This is a genomic window from Acidovorax lacteus (assembly GCF_039540375.1).
Classification (GTDB): domain Bacteria; phylum Pseudomonadota; class Gammaproteobacteria; order Burkholderiales; family Burkholderiaceae_C; genus Acidovorax_G; species Acidovorax_G lacteus.
In genome coordinates this window covers 684763-703947 of record NZ_BAABEX010000007.1, presented here as the reverse complement: position 1 = coordinate 703947, position 19185 = coordinate 684763, and the positions used below count along the sequence as shown (strand labels likewise).

General features: G+C 66.9%; 17 protein-coding genes. 8 read left to right on the top strand and 9 right to left on the bottom strand.

Features of this window, described 5'->3' with window-relative positions:
- Positions 1-6 precede the first annotated feature (6 nt).
- Positions 7-669 (bottom strand): retropepsin-like aspartic protease family protein, encoded by a 663-nt coding sequence (locus ABD866_RS06580; protein ID WP_425549546.1) that lies wholly within the window; start codon positions 667-669, stop codon positions 7-9.
- Positions 670-684: 15 nt separating this feature from the next.
- On the bottom strand, positions 685-1170 hold the full coding sequence (locus ABD866_RS06575; RefSeq protein WP_345062352.1) for a YajQ family cyclic di-GMP-binding protein: 486 nt from the start codon (positions 1168-1170) through the stop codon (positions 685-687).
- A gap of 74 nt (positions 1171-1244) precedes the next feature.
- On the opposite strand from ABD866_RS06575, the gene murB reads away from it, so the two are divergent.
- Entirely contained in the window at positions 1245-2318 is a 1074-nt protein-coding gene (gene murB / locus ABD866_RS06570) for a UDP-N-acetylmuramate dehydrogenase (protein WP_345062349.1), read from the top strand.
- A 299-nt stretch (positions 2319-2617) separates the two neighbouring features.
- Here the strand turns inward: murB and ABD866_RS06565 are convergent, their stop codons facing one another.
- From ABD866_RS06565 to ABD866_RS06535, 7 genes are all read right to left on the bottom strand, one after another.
- Positions 2618-4957: an ATP-binding protein gene (locus ABD866_RS06565; RefSeq protein ID WP_345062347.1), complete on the bottom strand. Its 2340-nt coding sequence runs from the start codon at positions 4955-4957 to the stop codon at positions 2618-2620.
- Positions 4958-4977: 20 nt separating this feature from the next.
- The gene (locus ABD866_RS06560) at positions 4978-5493 is read right to left on the bottom strand and encodes a putative pterin-binding protein (protein WP_345062345.1); all 516 of its coding nucleotides are present in this window, start codon (positions 5491-5493) and stop codon (positions 4978-4980) included.
- A 130-nt stretch (positions 5494-5623) separates the two neighbouring features.
- Complete coding sequence (gene argG / locus ABD866_RS06555; protein ID WP_345062343.1) at positions 5624-6955, bottom strand: argininosuccinate synthase; 1332 nt, start codon at positions 6953-6955, stop codon at positions 5624-5626.
- Positions 6956-6970: 15 nt separating this feature from the next.
- Positions 6971-7288, bottom strand: coding sequence for a pyrimidine/purine nucleoside phosphorylase (ppnP, locus tag ABD866_RS06550; RefSeq protein WP_345062341.1), 318 nt, complete (start codon positions 7286-7288; stop codon positions 6971-6973).
- 140 nt (positions 7289-7428) lie between these two features.
- Positions 7429-8187 (bottom strand): 3-hydroxyacyl-CoA dehydrogenase, encoded by a 759-nt coding sequence (locus ABD866_RS06545; protein ID WP_345062339.1) that lies wholly within the window; start codon positions 8185-8187, stop codon positions 7429-7431.
- A gap of 136 nt (positions 8188-8323) precedes the next feature.
- Positions 8324-9376 carry an extracellular solute-binding protein gene (locus tag ABD866_RS06540; RefSeq protein ID WP_345062517.1) on the bottom strand — a complete coding sequence of 351 codons (1053 nt, stop codon included), beginning with the start codon at positions 9374-9376 and terminating at the stop codon, positions 8324-8326.
- A gap of 511 nt (positions 9377-9887) precedes the next feature.
- The gene (locus ABD866_RS06535; protein ID WP_345062337.1) at positions 9888-10436 is read right to left on the bottom strand and encodes a phasin family protein; all 549 of its coding nucleotides are present in this window, start codon (positions 10434-10436) and stop codon (positions 9888-9890) included.
- A 211-nt stretch (positions 10437-10647) separates the two neighbouring features.
- On the opposite strand from ABD866_RS06535, the gene ABD866_RS06530 reads away from it, so the two are divergent.
- From ABD866_RS06530 to ABD866_RS06500, 7 genes are all read left to right on the top strand, one after another.
- Positions 10648-11583: a histone deacetylase family protein gene (locus ABD866_RS06530; protein WP_345062335.1), complete on the top strand. Its 936-nt coding sequence runs from the start codon at positions 10648-10650 to the stop codon at positions 11581-11583.
- On the top strand, positions 11580-12050 hold the full coding sequence (locus ABD866_RS06525) for an acyl-CoA thioesterase (protein WP_345062333.1): 471 nt from the start codon (positions 11580-11582) through the stop codon (positions 12048-12050). Before ABD866_RS06530 ends, ABD866_RS06525 begins: the two co-directional genes overlap by 4 nt.
- 98 nt (positions 12051-12148) lie before the next feature.
- The gene (pncB, locus tag ABD866_RS06520) at positions 12149-13369 is read left to right on the top strand and encodes a nicotinate phosphoribosyltransferase (protein WP_345062331.1); all 1221 of its coding nucleotides are present in this window, start codon (positions 12149-12151) and stop codon (positions 13367-13369) included.
- A gap of 46 nt (positions 13370-13415) precedes the next feature.
- Positions 13416-14834, top strand: a complete 1419-nt coding sequence (locus ABD866_RS06515; RefSeq protein ID WP_345062329.1) for a sodium:proton antiporter — start codon at positions 13416-13418, stop codon at positions 14832-14834.
- Between the two features lie 153 nt (positions 14835-14987).
- Positions 14988-15983 carry a 2-hydroxyacid dehydrogenase gene (locus ABD866_RS06510; protein ID WP_345062327.1) on the top strand — a complete coding sequence of 332 codons (996 nt, stop codon included), beginning with the start codon at positions 14988-14990 and terminating at the stop codon, positions 15981-15983.
- A gap of 129 nt (positions 15984-16112) precedes the next feature.
- Positions 16113-17954, top strand: a complete 1842-nt coding sequence (locus ABD866_RS06505) for a DNA recombination protein RmuC (protein WP_345062325.1) — start codon at positions 16113-16115, stop codon at positions 17952-17954.
- Positions 17955-18004: 50 nt separating this feature from the next.
- On the top strand, positions 18005-19132 hold the full coding sequence (locus ABD866_RS06500) for an MFS transporter (protein ID WP_425549553.1): 1128 nt from the start codon (positions 18005-18007) through the stop codon (positions 19130-19132).
- The last annotated feature ends 53 nt before the right edge of the window (positions 19133-19185 follow it).

The following is a 19185-nucleotide window of genomic DNA, read 5'->3' as shown; positions in this document are numbered from 1 at the left end:
CAGGCGTCAGCGCTTTTCCAGCACCATCTGATCCGGGGTGCGGGTCATCTTGAACTCGCCAAGCACATTGTTGCCCAGCAGCACGAAGGGCATGGGCTGTGGCGTGACCACGGCTTCAACACCATAGAGCATCACGTCTCCGAGCCGCACCGTGTCGAGCACGATGCGCCAGCCCTGGGCCACGCCATTGGCCGTGCCCATGGTTACGCGCTGTCCCTGCCGGTAGTCAAGTCCCATGCGCTCGGCATCGGATACCCCAATGGCCACGGTCGATGCCCCGGTGTCCACCATGTACTGCATCGTGCGGCCGTTGATTTGCCCAAGGCTGACGAAATGCCCGCGACCGTCTGCGCTGAGCACCACACGCCGCCCGTTGGCGCGCGTGCCGACGCTCACTGGGGCCTCGCCCAGGCGCAAGGTACGGCGGTCGCCGCCCACGTCGACCTGCGCGGTATCGCCCTGCAGGGCCATCAGCCGCACCCCGCCATGTGTTTCGCCCGGTGCCAGGGCGCGCGGTGCGTTGCCATCGATCACCAGCAGGGCTTTGCTGCCCAGCACGCCGGCCAGGGCCACCGTCTGGCCACTGGCCTGCCCGAGTGCCATGGCCCCGAGCAGTGCCACGCATGCGGCCTGCACCAGGCGACGAGGGCGGAGGGCTGCAGGCATCATGGGGCGGGGGGGAGGTCAGTCCCGGAAGTTGTTGAAGCTCAGCGGGACGTCGGCAATGTCTTTGCGGATCAGCGCCATGGCCGCCTGCAGGTCGTCGCGCTTGGCGCCTGTCACGCGCACGGCGTCGCCCTGGATGGCGGCCTGCAGCTTGAGCTTGCTGTCTTTGACGAGCCGCTGGATCTTCTTGGCCAGCTCGGCCTCGATGCCGCTGCGCACGGTGAACACCTGCTTGACCTTGTCGCCGCCGATCTTTTGCACGGTGCCGGCGTCCAGAAAGCGGACATCGACGTTGCGTTTGGTGAGCTTGTTGCGCAGCACATCCTCGATCTGGGTGAGCTGGAACTCGGCGTCGCCGGTCAGGGTGATTTCCTTGTCCTTGATCTCGACGCTGGCCGACGTGCCCTTGAAGTCGAATCGGGTGCCGATTTCCTTGGACGCGTTCTCCACCGCGTTCTTCACTTCGACCAGGTTGGGTTCGCAGACGGTATCAAAAGAGGGCATGGGTCTCGCAGAGGCTGTGTAGGGGACGGCGTCGCACCACAGCGGCACGGGGGCCGGGTGCGACAATCGCGCCAATGGTAGTCGAGAAAAACGTCCCCTTGCAGGGGCTGAACACCTTTGGAATCGCCGCGCGGGCCCACACCCTGGTGCGGCTGCGCAGCGAGCAGGACCTGCTGGACCTGCTGGCCCATCCCGAGCTGGGCCGAGGCCCGTTCTTCGTGCTGGGGGGCGGCAGCAACATCGTGATCACCGGGGACGTGCGCCCCGTGGTGCTGAAGATGGAAATCGGCGGAATGGCGGTGGTGCGCGACGATGAGCGGGCCACCATCGTGGAGGTGGGCGCGGGCGTGGGCTGGCACGAGTGCGTGGCCTGGACGCTGGCGCAGGGCCTGCCCGGCCTGGAGAACATGGCGCTGATTCCTGGCACGGTGGGCGCGGCCCCCGTGCAGAACATCGGCGCCTACGGGGTGGAATTGCAGGACCGTTTTGAGTCGCTGGATGCAATCCACCTGGAGACCGGGCAGCGCCTGCGGCTGGACGCGGCGCAGTGCGCGTTCGGCTACCGCGACTCGGTGTTCAAGCATGCCCTGCCGCAGCCCGCGCCCGACACCGGTGCCGTGCGCGGCATGGGGCTGGCGGGGCGCTGCGTGATCACGCGCGTGCGCCTGCGCCTGCCCAAACCCTGGCGCGCCGAGTTGGGCTATCTGGACCTCGAACGCCGGCGCCAGCTGGAAGGCGTGGAGCAGCCCACGGCGCAGCAGGTGTTCGACTGGGTCTGCGACATCCGGCGTGCCAAGCTGCCCGACCCGCAGGTGGTGGGCAACGCGGGCAGCTTTTTCAAGAACCCGACGGTCACGCCAGACCAGTGCCAGGACATCATTGCGCGCGAGCCCCGCATCGTGCACTACCCCATGCCCGACGGTTCGATCAAGCTGGCGGCCGGCTGGCTCATCGAGGCCTGCGGCTGGAAGGGCAAAACCATCGGCAAGGCAGGCGTGTATGACAAGCAGGCGCTGGTGCTGGTCAACCGCGGCACGCAGGACGACAGCGTGACGGGCGGCGAGGTCATGACGCTTGCGCGTGCCATCCAGACCAGCGTGTACGAGCGTTTCGGCATCCGTCTGGAGCCCGAACCCGTGGTGCTGTAAAGCGCGCCGCCGCACACCCCGCCTCCAAGCCACGACCATGCGCCGCACCGGCTGTTCCACAGGGCCGCAGCAGCCGACCTGGTGTGGGTGGAGCCAGACCGGCCTGCAATACGTTTGCTATTGAATTGATAGCTGCTCGTGCTTGTTTTTCAAGCACGAGCAGCCTATTTGATGCTGAATGGATTGCCCATTCGGCGGGCGCTTGACCCTGGCGACGGGTGCAGTGCTGGGTGTGGCGACACCGGCCCTCAGGGAGTCCAGCGCTGCGCAAACGCCAGCCCGGGGCGCGGGCGGTGTGTTCAGGAGGCCGGTGCCTGCGCGCGGTACAGGCCCATGCGCTCGCTCAGGGCCTGTGCCATGTCGAAGGCCTGGTCCAGTGCCTGCTGCGCGCCCGCCCAGTCAAAGCCTGCGTCGCCGCAGTGGTGCTCGATCTGCCGTGCCAGCTGGGCGATGTGGTGAAAGCCCAGGTTGGCGGCTGCGCCCTTGAGGGCGTGGGCGGCCTCGTGGGCCGCATCGGCTGCCTGTGCCTGGAGGGTCTCGTTGAGCCGGGCGCGGGTGCCGCTTTCGTCGGAGAAGAAGGACTGCACCAGACTGCTGTACGACGCCAGAGACACCCCGATGCACACCTCGCCCACCATCGCCATGTCGATGTGCGCGGCCACATCCCCGGGGCGAAAACGCCTCTTTTTGGATGGCGCCCGGGGTGGGGGCGCTGCCGGGGGGCTGGCAGCAGGCGTTGCAGCGGGGGTGGGGGCAGGCACTGGTTCAAGCGAGGCGGGCACCGTGGCACGCTCACCGAAAAGCTCCAACAGCACCGATGTGACGGCCTCTGCCGACGCTGGCTTGGTCAGAAAGGCGCTCATGCCCGCCTGTGCGGCGTTGTCCCGCGTCTCGCGCAGCACGTCGGCGGTGAGAGCGATCACGGGCACCGCGCCTGCGGGCGGGGGCATCGCCCGGATGGCGCGGGTGGCCTGCAGCCCGTCGAGCAGCGGCATGTGCAAGTCCATGAACACCACGTCGGGCGTGCGGGCCTTCACGGCCTCCACCGCCTCCTGTCCGTTTTGCGCAAAGCGCACGCTGTGGCCCATGCGTTGCAGCAGCTCGCCCAGGTATTTGCGGTTCACCCACTGGTCTTCGGCCACCAGGATGGACAGATGCGGGCGGTCGGCCGGAGCGCCAAGGTCGGCTTCTGCCGCTGGCCGCAGGAGCTGGGCAGCGGGCGGGGCGCCTTCAGGCAGCGGCAGGTGCACGCTGAACGTGCTGCCCTTGCCGGGCTGGCTGCTCACCGTGATGTCGCCGCCCATGAGCCGTGCCAGGCTGCGCGAGATCTCAAGCCCCAGCCCGGTGCCGCCAAAGCGCCGCGATGTGCTGGCGTCGCCCTGCGAGAAACGCTGGAACAGTTTGGACAGGGTGTGCGCATCCATGCCGATGCCCTGGTCGTGCACCTGCAGGCTCAGGTGCACGGTGCCCGGAGCGGCGTCGGCCTGTGGGGGCAGGCGATCGACGTCCACGCGCACCGTGCCATGTTCGCTGAACTTGATGGCATTGGAGACCAGATTCAGCAGGATCTGCCGGATGCGCGTGGCGTCCGCCACCAGCCAGGGCGGCAGCTGCGGGTCCAGGCGCACCTCCAGGCGCAGTCCCTTGCCTTCTGCCAGCGGGCGCATCAGGCTTTCGACCTCGGTCATCACAGCGCCCAGCTGCACAGGGCTGGGGTGGATACCCATGCGGCCTGATTCGAGCGCCGACACGTCCAGAATGTCGTTCAGAAGCTGCAGCAGGTGTGATGCCGAGGTACGCGCCGTGCGCACATAGTCGCCCTGTTGGGCGTTCAAAGGCGTGCCTTCGAGCAGTGTGAGCATGCCCAGCATGCCATTGAACGGCGTGCGCAGCTCGTGGCTCATGTTGGCCAGAAACTGGCTTTTGCCACGGTTGGCCGCCTCGGCCGTGCGATGGGCTTCGCTCAGGTCGCGGGTCAACTGCTCCAGCGCAAGCCGCTCACGCTCCTGGCGGCGCTGCCGTACCAGCAGCGCAGTCGCCGCCACCAGCAGCATCAAGAGCTGCGCCAGCGACAGCCACACGATCTGGTCGGCCTGCTCCAGCATGGTGTTGACCTGCGTTTCCAGCAGGTGGGCCACATGGGAGTTGGCTGCCAGCGTCAGCGCCAGCACATCGGGCCCTGCGGCCTGGAAGTCGGCCACCAGGGTGCGCAGCGCGGAGCGATCGACGGGGCGCTGCGCCAGCAGGGCATCGGTGCGCTCGACCAGGGCCTTGACCTTGGGCATGACCCGCTGGTACTCGGCGTTGTCGCTCAATGCCGACGCACTGGGGGTGTCGTGCATCAGCTGGTAGCGGCTGGCAAACAGCTCCTGGCGCAGCTGTAGGGGCGCCGTGTCCACCGGGCCTTCGGTGGCGAGTGCGGAGCCCAGTTCAAAACGCAGTCGCAGGAATTCGCGCTCCAGCTGGAACGCCAATGCGGTGACCGAATCGCTGCGCAAGGCCGCCGACTGGGCAATCGCCTGGCGCTGCAGCACCTGCAAGGCCAGCACCACCGCCATCACCACCGCCATCACCGCCGTCACTGCGGCAAGTCGCAGCAGATAGCGTTGGTGGCGCGGGTCGCGTGGGCGGGACGGCATGGAGGACGCGTGCAGCCCGGTCAGTCGATGGTCAAAGAGCGCAGTTGCCAGGCCGAGCGTTCGTAGTAGCGCGCGGCCTTGAGTTCGGGCTTGGCATCAAAGGGATAGATGATGAACAGCGGGCCCTTGGTACGCACCGGTATCGGTTCGTCGTTGATGCGGTGCGCCAGCAGCACGTCAAACCGCGTGACGTCGTCCATCGGGATGGTGGTCTTGTAGTCGTTCAAGGCCAGCGCCGTGATGGTTTGGCCGCGCGCCTTGGCCGCGGCGAGCACGTCGCGCAGCAACGGACCGGTGAACTTGGTGGGTTTCTTGTCCCAGGGCGTCTGCGTGGTGAAGCTACGTTGTGGCAGCTTTTCCAGCATTTCCAGGTCGAATGCGGCCTGATCGCCCTGGTTGCGGACGTCGATCTTGCCGGTGATGGACAGGATCACCGGTCCTTCGGGTTGGGCCAGTGTGGCGTGGGCAGGCAGCACCTGGGCAGCGCACGCCAGGGCACCGATGAGCAGGGCACGACGAAAAGGCGAAGTGGTCATGGCAGAGTCCGCGGTTTGAAAGTGATTATTCTAGTTAAAAAGAAACCCAAATGCTAACAATGATGCCCAATTCAGCGGTGGTAGGCGAAAAAAAGGCTGCCCGGGGCAGCCTTGAGTGTGCTCGATCGGCTCAACGCTGGCCCGTGAGGCTCAACGGATCGCCATGCTGGCCGCCAGAGAGCAGGCCCGCCGAGCTGTAGATGCCCAGCTTGTCGCGGGTGTCCACGATGTCGAGGTTGCGCATCGTGAGCTGGCCAATGCGGTCGCGCGGCGAGAACATGGATTCGCCCTTTTCCATGGTCAGGCGCTCGGGGTGGTACGTCAGGTTCGGCGACTCGGTGTTGAGCAACGAGTAGTCGTTGCCGCGGCGCAGTTCCAGCGTGACCGTGCCGGTCACCGCACGGGCCACCCAGCGCTGGGCCGCTTCACGCAGCATGATGGCTTGCGGGTCGAACCAGCGGCCTTGGTAGAGCAGACGGCCCAACTTCATGCCGTTCATCCGGTACTGCTCAATCGTGTCTTCGTTGTGAATGCCCGTCACCAGGCGTTCGTAGGCGATGTGCAGCAGCGCCAAGCCCGGGGCTTCGTAGATACCGCGGCTCTTGGCCTCGATGATGCGGTTTTCGATCTGGTCGCTCATGCCCAGGCCATGGCGGCCACCGATGCGGTTGGCCTCCAGGATCAGTTCGACCGGGTCGTTGAACTCGATGCCGTTGAGGGCCACGGGCTGGCCTTCTTCAAAGCGCACCGAGACTTCTTCGGCCTTCACGGCCACGTCGTCCTTCCAGAAGGCCACGCCCATGATCGGGTTCACGATGCGGATGCCGCTGTTCAGATGCTCCAGGTCTTTGGCCTCGTGCGTGGCGCCCAGCATGTTGCTGTCGGTGCTGTAGGCCTTTTCGGCGCTCATCTTGTAGCCGAAGCCCGCCTTGGTCATGAAGGCCGACATTTCGGCACGACCGCCGAGTTCGTCGATGAAGAGCTGGTCCAGCCAGGGCTTGTAGATCTTGAGCGCCGGGTTGGTGAGCAGGCCGTAGCGGTAGAAACGCTCGATGTCGTTGCCCTTGTAGGTGCTGCCGTCGCCCCAGATGTGGACGTCGTCTTCCTTCATGGCGGCCACCAGCATGGTGCCCGTGACGGCGCGGCCCAGCGGCGTGGTGTTGAAGTAGGTCACCCCGGCGGTGCTGATGTGGAAGGCGCCGGCCTGCAGGGCGGCAATGCCTTCATGCGCCAGCTGCGTGCGGCAGTCGATCAGGCGTGCCTTCTCGGCGCCGTACTCCATGGCCTTGCGCGGAATGGCGTCGTAGTCGGGTTCGTCCGGCTGGCCCAGGTTGGCCGTGTAGGCGTAGGGCACAGCGCCCTTGAGCTTCATCCAGTGCAGCGCGGCGCTGGTGTCCAGGCCACCCGAGAAAGCGATGCCGACTTTTTGGCCGGTGGGAAGGTTCTGAAGAATGGTTGCCATGGTGCGAAGTCGGAATTAGCCGAAGTGGCAGATGTAGTGGTAGGCCTCGGTCACGCGGATGTCGAAGCTCGACTGGCCGGGTACGTTGAAGCGGTCGCCAGCCTTGGAGGTGTGCCAGGTGTCAGAGCCCGCAAGGCGGTATTCGCAGCTGCCGGCCACGCATTCCATGATCTCGGGTGCGCCGGTGTTGAAGGTCAGCGTGGCGGGCAGGACGACGCCCACCGACTTGCGTGTGCCATCGGGGAAGGTGATGCTGTGGCTCACGCACTTGCCGTCGAAGTACACATTGGCCTGGGTGCTGACGGAAACGCCGTCGATTTTTTCGGTGATCATGCAGGTCCTCGGTTGCGCCGGAAAGCCTGCCATTCTAGGCGAGCGGCATGCAAGGTCGAGGGACGCGCTTACGGCGCAGCCCTCGTGTCAGGACCCGCCGCGCGCCTGCGCCGGGCGCGGGCTGGGGGGGGGCGAGTGCTTCAGCGCGGCGCGAGGCGGATCGCGCCGTCCAGGCGGATCACTTCACCGTTGAGCATGTCGTTTTCGAAGATGTGCTGCACGAGCTTGGCGTAGTCCTGCGGCGTGCCCAGGCGGCTCGGGAAGGGCACGCCGGCGGCCAGTGCGTCCTGCACTTCCTGGGGCATGCCAAACAGCATCGGCGTGCCGAAGATGCCCGGGGCGATGGTCATGTTGCGGATACCGTTGCGCGCCAGGTCGCGTGCGATGGGCAGGGTCATGCCAACCACGCCGCCCTTGGAAGCGCTGTAGGCCGCCTGTCCGATCTGGCCGTCATACGCCGCCACGCTTGCCGTCGAGATCAGCACACCGCGTTCGCCTGTGGCCTCGGGTTCGTTCTTGCACATCGCCTCGGCTGCGAGGCGGATCATGTTGAAGCTGCCCAGCAGGTTGACGGTGATGGTCTTCTGGAACAGCGTCAGGGCGTGCGCGCCGTTTTTGCCCACGGTCTTCTCGGCCGGGGCAATGCCCGCGCAGTTGACCAGCCCCATGAGCTTGCCCAGCGACACCGCTTGGGCCACCACCGCCTGGCCGTCGGCCTCGCTGCTCACGTCGCAGCGCACGAAGGCGCCGCCGATCTCGCGGGCCACGGCCTCACCCTTGTCGGCCTGCATGTCGGCCACCACCACGGTGCCGCCCAGGCGTGCCAGATGCCGCGCCGTGCCTTCGCCCAGACCCGATGCGCCGCCGGTGACGATGAAAACTTTGCCCTGGATCTCCATGTTGCCTCCGCAAATGACGTTAACGTAAACGTCAATTATGGCCGAGTCAGGCCCCACCAGCAAAACAGCCCGGCGGGGCCGGGCTGTGAAAAGGCAGGGCAGGGCCGCCCACGCGGCGCCTGCCAGTGGCGCGTGTTTATTGGAAGCCGACGCGGTCCAGCATCTGTTGCACCTTGACCGCATTCGCGCCCACTGCGCTGATCGGGATGGTCTCGCTCTTGAAGGGCGCGTTGCCGGTCATGGCGCGCAGGGCCGGGTTGTCGGTGGTCACGCCTTTGGCGGTGGGCCACTCGTTGTTGCCGTTGGCGAAGTAGTTCTGGGCTTCGGCGCTCACCAGATACTCTAGGAATTTGATGGCGTTGGCCTGGTTCTTGGCGTGCTTGGCCACCGCACCGCCGGCGATGTTGAGGTGCGTGCCCCAGGACTGCTGGTTCGGGAACACAACGCCCAGCTTGTTGACCGCGGCCACATCTTCCGGTTTGGTCGAGCGCATCAGGCGGGCCAGGTAATAGCTGTTGGTCACCGCCACATCACACTCACCGGCGGCCACGGCGCGGATCTGGTCCGTGTCGCCACCCTTGGGCGGACGCGCCAGGTTGGCCACGATGCCCTTGAGCCAGACCTCGGTTTTCTCCATGCCGATGTGTTCGGCCACAGCGCCGAAGAGGCTCAGGTTGTACGGGTGCGAGCCGGATCGGATGCAGATCTTGCCCTTGAGTTTGGGATCCCCAAGCTCTTCGTAGGTGTCCACATCGTCCTTTTGCACCTTCGTCTTGTTGAACACCACAATGCGGGCGCGCGTGGACAGGCCATACCAGGCGATGGAGCCATCGGCGGTAGGCGCTCCGCGCAGGTTGGGCGCAATGGCGTCGTTGAGCACCTTGGACTTGATCGGCTGGAACAGGCCGTCCACTTCGCCCTTGTGCAGGCGAGCGGCGTCCACCAGCAGGATCACGTCGGCTGGCGAGGCCGAGCCTTCCGCCTTGAGGCGGGCCAGGATGCCCGCGTCATCGGCGTCCACACGGTTGATCTTGATCCCGGTGGCCTTGGTAAAGCCGGTGTACAGGGCCTCGTCGGTGGAGTAATGGCGCGCCGAGTAAAGGTTCAACACCTGCTCTTGTGCATGGGCGCCCAGAGCAGCAGTGGCCATGAGGCAGGCCGAGACCAAGGCTTTCGCGTTTTTCGACAACATGGTGGATCAAGTCCTTCAGGATGGAAACATCGCAATGATAAAGTAAACGCGAATTATTCTTAATAATTTCCACGTCTTGGAGGGGGCTCTGCAGCAGCGGCGCGTACCTTGAGGATCCACGCAGATGGTGGGGCAAGCGGAGGGGAATTTCGCGCGCGGCGCCGAGCCCCGCGTCTTGCGCCGCCGTCGTTGCGTAAACGCGCGTGCGGCGAGACGGCCAAGCCTCGGGCCTGTGGGCGGCGTGGGAGCAGTCGCATTGCAGGCCGGCCGTATGCGCCAAGGTCTGTGGACGGTGATGGTGGAGCAGGGGGGGCGCACGCAGCGACCAAAAAAAAGCCCGGTGGAGACACCGGGCTTGAAAGGATCCTTGAAACGGGGGTTTCGAGAGGATCCAAGGAGACAACTGGAAGATCGCCGGGAATGCCGTCGATCTGTGGGCGGATTATCCGGGTAATCCCTGAAGCGTGCCTAGAGTTGGCTCTCCAGAGAGCACCCGGACAGCCGGTGCTCAACGCTTGCGCGGAGCGGCGGTCTTGGCGGCATTGGCTGCCGTGGAGGCCACGGCGTTGAAGTTGGCTTCGGCCACGTCGGAGGCCTGCTTCACAGCCTTTTGCACCGATTCAAAGGCGTTGTTGGCGGCCGAAACGGCGCTCTTCATCACGGCCACGGCGGTTTCAGAGCCAGCCGGGGCGTTCTTGGCCATGCTGTCCACCAGGTTGGTGAAGCCCTTCTGCGCGTCAGCGGCCTGGGCTTCGAACGCCTTGCCAAACTCGGCACCGGTGCCCGACGCAATGTCGTACAGGTGGCGGCTGTAGGCGGCGGTCTTCTCGGCCAGGGGCTGGAACATGCCGGCCTGCAGGGCCAGGAGTTCCTGGGCGTCCTTCACGCTCAGCAGGGCCTGGCTGTGGGTGGCGGCTTCGTTCAGGGCGGCGCGCGTGGCGGTCACGTTCAGTTCGACCAGTTTCTCCACGCCTTCAAAGGCCTTGGAGGTCAGGCCAAACAGGGTTTCGAGGTTGGCCTTGTGCGAAGCCAGGATCTGTTCTGCGGTCAGCGTCATGTCGGTTCTCCTAGAGAAATCGGCCCCCGCGGGCCGGAAGGGTTGCGGACATCTGCGCTGACATGGACCTGCGGTTCACGCCGTTCATGTTGCAGTGCAGCATGGGGTGGATTTTGCGGTGCCCCAGCCGCCTTGGCAAGCGATTTTGTTGCGTTGCAGCAAAAATTAGAGGCGCTTCTCGGGTATCGCATCCCCGACACAATCGCGGCCCATGCATGCGTACTACGCCGACCACTTCGTTCTGCCCTTGCCCGAGGGGCATCGGTTTCCCATGGCCAAGTACCGCATGCTGCGCGATGCGCTGGCGCAAGAGTTGCCCGGCGTGCAGCTGCACGAGGCCCCGGCCGCCGCCACCGAAGACCTGGCGCGGGTGCACACGGCGGAATACATCGCCCACATTGCGCAGGGCACGCTGCCGCCCATGGCGCAGCGCGAAATCGGGTTTCCGTGGAGCGAGGCCATGGCCGAGCGTGCGCGCCGCTCGGTGGGTGGCACCCTGGCCGCCTGCGAAGCCGCGCTGCGCGAGGGCATTGCCGGCAACGTGGCCGGCGGCACGCACCACGCCTACGCTGACAAAGGCGGCGGGTTCTGTGTGTTCAACGACATTGCCGTGGCCGCGCGGGCCTTGCAGGCGCAGCACGCAGCCCGGCGCGGCGCTCGGGGGCCGCTGCAGGTGGCGGTGATCGACCTGGACGTGCACCAGGGCAACGGCACGGCGCGCATCTTCCAGGGCGACGACAGCGTGTTCACGCTGTCGCTGCACGGCGCGCGCAACTTCCCCTTCCGCAAGGAGCCGAGCGACCTCGACGTGGAACTGCCCGATGGTTGCGGCGACGACGAATACCTGGCCTGCGTGGAGCAGGCGCTGCTGGCGCTGGAACTGCGCTTTGCGCCGGATTTTGTGCTCTACCTGGCCGGGGCCGACATCCACGAAGGCGACCGCCTGGGCCGCCTGGCCGTGACCGATGACGGCATGGAGGCGCGCGACCGCCGCGTGTTCGACTGGGCCTGGCGGCGCGGCATTCCGCTGGCGTTCACCATGGCCGGGGGCTACGGGCGCGACATTGCGCGCACGGTGCAGGTGCAGCTCACCACCTGGCGTGTGGCGCTGTCGTACCACGCCCGCTGGCACAATGGCCGGCCATGAGCGCACCCGACACCCCCGCGGCCGCGCCGGCCGCCCGCCCCGCGCCGCAGCCGCGCAGCAGCTACCCCGTGTTCCGCACCATCAGCACGCGCTGGAGCGACAACGATGTGTACGGCCACGTGAACAACGTCGTGTACTACAGCTGGTTCGACACGGCCGTGAATGCGCACCTGATCGACGAGGGCGTGCTCGACATCCACGCGGGCGAGACCATTGGCCTGGTGATCGAGACGCAGTGCAACTACTTTGCCTCGCTGGCCTTTCCGCAAATGGTGGAGGCGGGCATCCGTGTGGCCCGGCTGGGCACGAGCAGCGTGCGCTACGAAGTCGGCCTGTTCGCGCAAGGTGAGCCGCTGTCCGCCGCGGCCGGCCACTTCGTGCATGTGTACGTGGACCGCGCCACGCGCCGCCCCGTGCCGCTGCCGGACGCCCTGCGCCAGGCGCTGCAGCGCCTCGTGGTGGCCTGACCGGTATTTGCTATCAAAATATGAGCTGCTTGTGCTTGATTAACAAGCACGAGCAGCCGATTTGGCTCTGAACCTGCGCACGGCCTGCGCCCCCGCCCATGATCATCACCAGCCTGCTGGACACCGACCTGTACAAGTTCACCATGATGCAGGTGGTGCTGCACCAGTTTCCGGGCGCGCAGGTGGAATACCGCTTCAAGTGCCGCAACCCGGGCGTGCAGCTTGCGCCGTATGTGCAGGAGATTCGCGACGAAGTACGCTCGTTGTGCAGCCTGTCGTTTCAGGATGCCGAGCTGGCTTACCTGCGCTCGCTGCGCTTCATCAAAAGCGACTTCGTCGATTTTCTCGGGCTGTTCCGCCTGAACGAAAAGTACATCCAGATCACGCCGCTGCCCACTGGCGAGATCGACATCACCATCCGCGGGCCCTGGCTGCACACCATCCTGTTCGAAATTCCGGTGCTGGCCATCGTGAACGAGGTGTACTTCCGCAACACGCAGAAGGTGCCCGACTTTCCCGAAGGCCGCCGCCGGCTGGATGCCAAGATCGCCCAGTTGCAGGCCGAGGGGCTCGACGATCTCAAGATTGCCGACTACGGCACGCGCCGCCGCTTTTCGCGTGCCTGGCATGAAGAGGTGCTGCGTGTGCTCTGCGCCCGGCTGGGTGCTGGCGCGCGGCGGCCGGGCTCGGCCTCGGCCCCAGGGCAGTTTGCGGGCACCAGCAACGTGCTGTATGCCATGAAGCTGGGCCTGACACCGTTGGGCACCATGGCGCACGAATATCTGCAGGCCTGCCAGGCGCTGGGCCCGCGGCTGCGCGACAGCCAGGTGTTCGGCTTCGAGATGTGGGCCAAGGAATACCGGGGCGATCTGGGCATTGCGCTGTCCGACGTGTACGGCATGAGCGCCTTTTTGCGCGACTTCGACCTGTACTTCTGCAAGCTGTTCGACGGCGCGCGCCATGACAGCGGCGATCCGTTTTCCTGGGGCGAGCGCCTGATCGAGCACTACCGCAAGAACCGCGTGGACCCGCTGACCAAGACGCTGATCTTCAGCGACAGCCTGACGGTGCCGCGCACCATCGAGCTCTACCAGCGCTTTCGCGGCCGCTGCCAGCTGGCGTTTGGCATCGGCACCAACCTCACCAACGACCTGGGCGACCCGCCCGCGCACGAGCCGCTGCAAGTGGTCATCAAGATGACGCGCTGCAACGACCAGCCCGTGGCCAAGCTGTCGGACACCCCAGGCAAGGGCATGTGCGACGACGAGAAGTACCTCGCGTATCTTCGTCAGGTGTTTGACATCTCCAGTCCCGCCTGATGGGGGACACTCCGGCCTCCAACGACAACAACAGGAGGCAATTCCGATGAAGCTCTCGATCTGGCAGCGCCGCTGCCTGGCCCTGTGCGTGGCGGGTCTTCCCTTCATGGCCCATGCGGGCGAACTCAACGGTGCTGAATTGGCAGTGTGGTGGGGCATTCCGTTCGCCGGGATGCTGCTGTCCATCGCGCTGATGCCGCTGCTGGCGCCGATCTTCTGGCACCACCACTACGGCAAGGTCACCGCGGCGTGGGCGCTCGCGTTTCTCGTGCCGTTTGCGGCGGTGTTCGGGGTGGGGGCTGCGGGCGCGGGCGTGGCGCACGCGCTGGTGGCCGAGTACATCCCCTTTGTCATCCTGCTCACGGCGCTGTTCACCGTGGCTGGCGGCATCTTCGTGCAAGGCAATCTGCACGGCAGCCCGGGCACCAACACGGCCATTCTGGCGCTGGGTGCGGTGCTGGCCAGCTTCATGGGCACCACCGGGGCGTCCATGCTGCTGATCCGCCCGCTGATCCGCGCCAACGACAACCGCAAGCACGTGGCCCATGTGGTGGTGTTCTTCATCTTCATCGTCTCCAACGTGGGCGGCTCGCTCACGCCGCTGGGCGATCCGCCCCTGTTCCTGGGCTTCCTCAAGGGCGTGGAGTTCTTCTGGACGGTGCGCCACATCTTTCCCGAAACGCTGTTCATGCTGGGCTCGCTGCTGGCCATCTTCTATGCGCTGGACAGCTGGTACTGGCGCAAGCGCGAAGAACTGCTGCCCCGCGACCCCACGCCCGATACGCGCGGCATCCGGCTGCAGGGCCAGGTCAACTTGCTGCTGCTGGCCGTGGTGGTGGGCTTCGTGCTGCTCAGCGGTATCTGGAAGTCCAGCGTCGTGTTCGACGTGGCTGGAACCCCGGTGGCCTTGCCCAGCCTGGTGCGCGACATCGGCCTGATCGCCGTGACCCTGGTATCGCTCGCGGTCACGCCGCGCGCGGTGCACGAGGCCAACCAGTTCGGCTGGGGGCCCATGCAAGAGGTGGCCAAGCTGTTTGCAGGCATCTTCCTCACCATCATTCCGGTGATCGCCATGCTCAAGGCCGGGGTGGACGGCCCGTTCAGTGCGGTGGTGCGCGCGGTGACGCGGCCCGACGGCACGCCCGATCCGGCCATGTACTTCTGGGCCACCGGTGCGCTCAGCTCCTTCCTGGACAACGCGCCCACCTACCTGGTGTTCTTCAACACGGCCGGCGGCGATCCGGCGGTGCTCATGACCACGCTGGCGCCCACGCTGGCGGCCGTGTCGGCGGGGGCGGTCTTCATGGGGGCCAACACCTACATCGGCAATGCGCCCAACCTCATGGTCAAGGCCATTGCCGAAGACCGCGGCGTGAAGATGCCCAGCTTCTTCGGCTACATGGCCTGGTCGGGCTGTGTGCTGATTCCGCTGTTCATCGTCATGACCTTCATCTGGTTTAGGTGAGATGAAGCATCCCCCTGAGCGCCCGTGGCGCTGCGCACTGCGGGTAGGGGGACGCAGCCCTCGCTGCGGGGCTGCCCTTGCTCGGCTGCCCTGGTTTGGGCAGCGCCCGCGTCACAGAGTGGCGTGCCGGGCACATTCACTGGAGATGCATTGATGAGCCGACCCCGCATCCTGATCGCCCGTGCGATCTTCCCCGACATCGTCGAGCGCCTGGCCGCACACTTCGACGTGGAAGCCAACCAGGACGATGTGCTTTGGAGCCCGGCGGAGCTGGCTGCGCGCATGGCCGACAAGGACGGCGCGTTCACCACCGGCAGCCAGCGGGTGGATGCCGCACTGCTGGCCGCCAGCCCGCGGCTGCGCATCGTGGCCAACATGGCCGTGGGCTACAACAACTTCGACGTGGCGGCGATGACCGCCGCCGGCGTGGTGGGCACCAACACGCCCGACGTGCTCACCGAAACCACGGCCGACTTCGGCTTTGCGCTGCTGCTGGCCACGGCGCGGCGGCTCACGGAATCTGAGCACTTTCTGCGCGCCGGCCTCTGGAACCGCTGGAGCTATGACATGTTTGCCGGGGCCGAGGTGCATGGCAGCACGCTGGGCATCGTCGGCATGGGGCGCATCGGCCAGGGCATTGCCCGGCGCGCGGCCCACGGCTTTGGCATGCGCGTGCTGTACCACAACCGCTCGCGCCTGGCCCCGGCGCTCGAAGCCGAATGCAAGGCCACCTATACGGACAAAGCCACGCTGCTGCGCGAGGCCGACCATGTGATGCTGGTGCTGCCCTACAGCCCCGAGGCGCACCACACCATCGGCGCGGCCGAGCTGGCGCTGATGAAGCCCACGGCCACGCTGGTCAACATTGCGCGCGGCGGCATCGTGGACGACGCGGCCCTGGCCCGGGCGTTGCGCGAGCGCCGCATTGCCGCTGCGGGGCTGGACGTGTTCGAGGGCGAGCCGGCCGTGCACCCGGGTCTGCTTGAAGTGCCCAACGTGGTGCTCACGCCGCACATCGCCAGCGCCACCGTGCCCACGCGCCGGGCCATGGCGCAACTGGCGGCCGACAACCTGATCGCGTTCTTCGACGGCCGCGGCCCGCTCACGCCGGTGAATACCGTGCCCTACCCGGGCGCCCCGCGCCCCTGATCGACCGCCCGGGGCCCGCGTGCAGCGCTGCGCATAGCGCTGCAGCGTGCTCGGATTTGGTGCAAACTGGCCCGCGACGCAGCAAAGTCAAGCACAATCAGCTACTGTTTTGATAGTGGTGGGTGTGCGATGACGGAAACCTGGGTGCTCGGGCTGGGGGCTGGTTTGCTGGCCGTGCTGGTGCTGCAAGGCGTGCTGCTGTGGCGGCGCCCGCGCGTCGACTTGCCGCCCGACTGGCCCACGCGCCTGCAGGCGCTGGAGCAGGCCGCCCAGGCCACGCAACTGGCCGTGGCGCGGCAAGATGGCGCGCTGGACCGCATGGCCCAGCAGGTGGGCGGATTCACCCAGGCCACGCAGGCCACGCTCGATGCCCAGCGCCATGCGGTGGACGAACGCCTGGCCCAGGCTGTGGCCGAATCGCGCACCGGGCGCAACGAGCTGCTGGCCGCCTTTGGGGTGTTCGAAGCCAAGCTGGAGCAGCGCCTGGCCGCGCTCGACAGCGCGCTGCTGCAGCGCCAGGCCGTGCAGGAGTCGGCCCTGGCCCAGCGCTTTGAGGCCCTGCAACACGCCGTGGCCGGGCGGCTGGACGACAGCCAGCGCACGTTGCTGGCCCACCTGGCCCAGGCCCAGACCGACGCAGCCACCGCGCGCCAGGAAATGGCCCAGACGCTGGGCGCCTTCCGCGCCGACCTGGTGCAGGCCACGGGCGCGCTGGCCGCCGAGAGCGTGAAGTCGCGTGAAACCCTGGCCGAAAGCGCGGCACTGTTCGAGCAGCGCATCCAGGAGCGCTTCGAGGCGCTGTCGCTCGCGCAGCGCGCCACGCTCGATTCGCTCAAGGGCGACATCCAGCAGCAGCTGGGCACCATGGCCGGTGCGCTGCAGGTGCAGCTCGAATCCAACGGCCTGCTGATCCGCAACCAGTTCGGCGCGCTGCAGCAGACGGTGTCGGAGCAGCTCTCGCAACTGGTGCAGGGCAGCCAGAGCAATGCCGAGCAGCTGCGCAACGCGCTCAACGAGCGGTTGGCCGCCATCCAGGCCGACAACGCCACGCGGCTCGAAGAAATGCGCCGCACGGTCGATGAAAAACTGCACGCCACGCTGGAGCAGCGCCTGGGCGAATCTTTCAAGCTCGTGAGCGAGCGGCTGGAGCAGGTGCACAAGGGCCTGGGCGAAATGCAGAGCCTGGCCGGCAGCGTGGGCGACTTGAAGCGCGTGATGACCAACGTGAAGTCGCGCGGCACCTGGGGCGAACTGCAACTGGGCGCGATCATCGAGAACGTGCTCACGCCCGAGCAGTTTGCGCGCAACGTCAAGACGGTGCCGGGCAGCGACGAGCTGGTGGAATTTGCCATTCGCCTGCCGGGCCGCAAGGATGACCAGCCTGTGTGGCTGCCCATCGACTCCAAGTACCCGGTGGAGCAGTACCAGCGCCTGATGGACGCTCACGATGCCGCCGACAAGGGGGCCATTGCGGCGGCTGGCAATGCGTTCGAGGCTTCCATCCGGCTGGAGGCCAAGAAGATCAGTGCCAAGTACGTCTCGCCACCGCACACCACCGACTTTGCCGTGCTGTACCTGCCCACCGAAGGCCTGTTTGCCGAGGTGATGCGCCGCCCCGGCCTGGTGGAGGCGCTGCAGAACGACTGCCGCGTGGTGGTGAGTGGCCCGGCCAACTTTGCAGCCATGCTCAGCAGCCTGCAGATGGGCTTCAAAACGCTGGCCATCGAAAAGCGCTCGTCCGAGGTCTGGGGGCTGCTGGGCGTGGTCAAGACCGAGTTCGCCAAGTTCGGCGACGTGGTCGAGGCCACCAAGAAGTCCATCGACGCCGCTGCGCGCAAGTTCGACGAGGTGGGCGTGCGCACCCGCGCCATCCAGCGCAAGCTGCGCGACGTCCAGGAGCTGCCCGCGCCCGGCGGGGGGCTGGCGCAGCCAGGCCTGCCGCTCGATGGCTTGGGGGACGACGCGCCGTGACCGGCGAGCTGGCGCGGCTGATTGCAGGCCAAGTCTGCATCCACGCGGCCATGGCGGGCATGCGCATGGCCGCGCCATTGTGGGCCCTGAACGAGGGCTACAGCCCTGCGGCCGTGGGCGTACTGCTGGCGCTGTTCGCGCTCACGCAGGTGTTCCTCTCGCTGCCCGCCGGGCGTTATGCCGACCGGCACGGCCTGCGCCGGCCGGTGGGCTGGGCGGTGCTGGTGGCCGTGGCGGGCTGCGCGCTGGCGCTGGCTTGGCCGCACTTCGTCACGCTGTGCATCGCCGCGCTGTGCACGGGTGGCGCGGCGGGCGGAGCCATCATTGCGCTGCAGCGCCATGTGGGCCGTGCGGCGCACGACGCCACGCAACTGCGCCAGGTGTTCAGCTGGCTGGCCATCGGGCCGGCGGTGTCCAACTTCGTGGGGCCGTTTGCGGCCGGGCTGCTCATCGACCACGCCGGCCCGGTGGCCGGCAGCAGCCAGGGCTACCGCGCGGCCTTTGCCTTCATGGCCGTGCTGCCGGTGCTGACCTGGTTCTGGGTGAGGCATACGCAAGAGCTGCCCCGCACCGAGACGCCGGCCGACGCCCCGCGTGGCCGCGCGTGGGATCTGTTGGCCGATCCACCGCTGCGCCGTCTGCTGTTCGTCAACTGGCTGCTCGCCTCGTGCTGGGACGTGCACACCTTCGTGGTGCCGCTGCTCGGGCACGAGCGCGGCCTGTCGGCCTCGGTGATCGGGACCATCCTGGGTGCGTTTGCGATTGCGGCGGCCTGCATCCGCGTGCTCATGCCGCTGGTGGCCGACAGGCTGCGCGAGGCCGTGGTGGTGGCCGCGGCCATGGGCATCACGGCGGTGCTGTTCGGGTTGTACCCATTGCTGCCCACCGCCTGGGCCATGGGCCTGTGCTCGGTGCTGCTGGGCCTGGCGCTGGGCTCGGTGCAGCCCATGGTGATGAGCCTGCTGCACCAGATTACGCCCGCCCACCGCCAGGGCGAGGCGCTGGGCCTGCGCCTGATGGCCATCAACGCCTCCAGCGTGCTCATGCCCATGCTGTTCGGCACGGCTGGCGCGGTGATCGGCGTGGCCGGGCTGTTCTGGGTGGTGGGCGCGGCGGTGGGCTTGGGAGCGCGGACGGCCTGGCGCATGGGACATGCCCCGCCGTCAGCCGGGCACTGATGCCGGTTGATCGCGCGGCGGTTTCAAATCGCCACCCAAAAGACTGTAAAAGC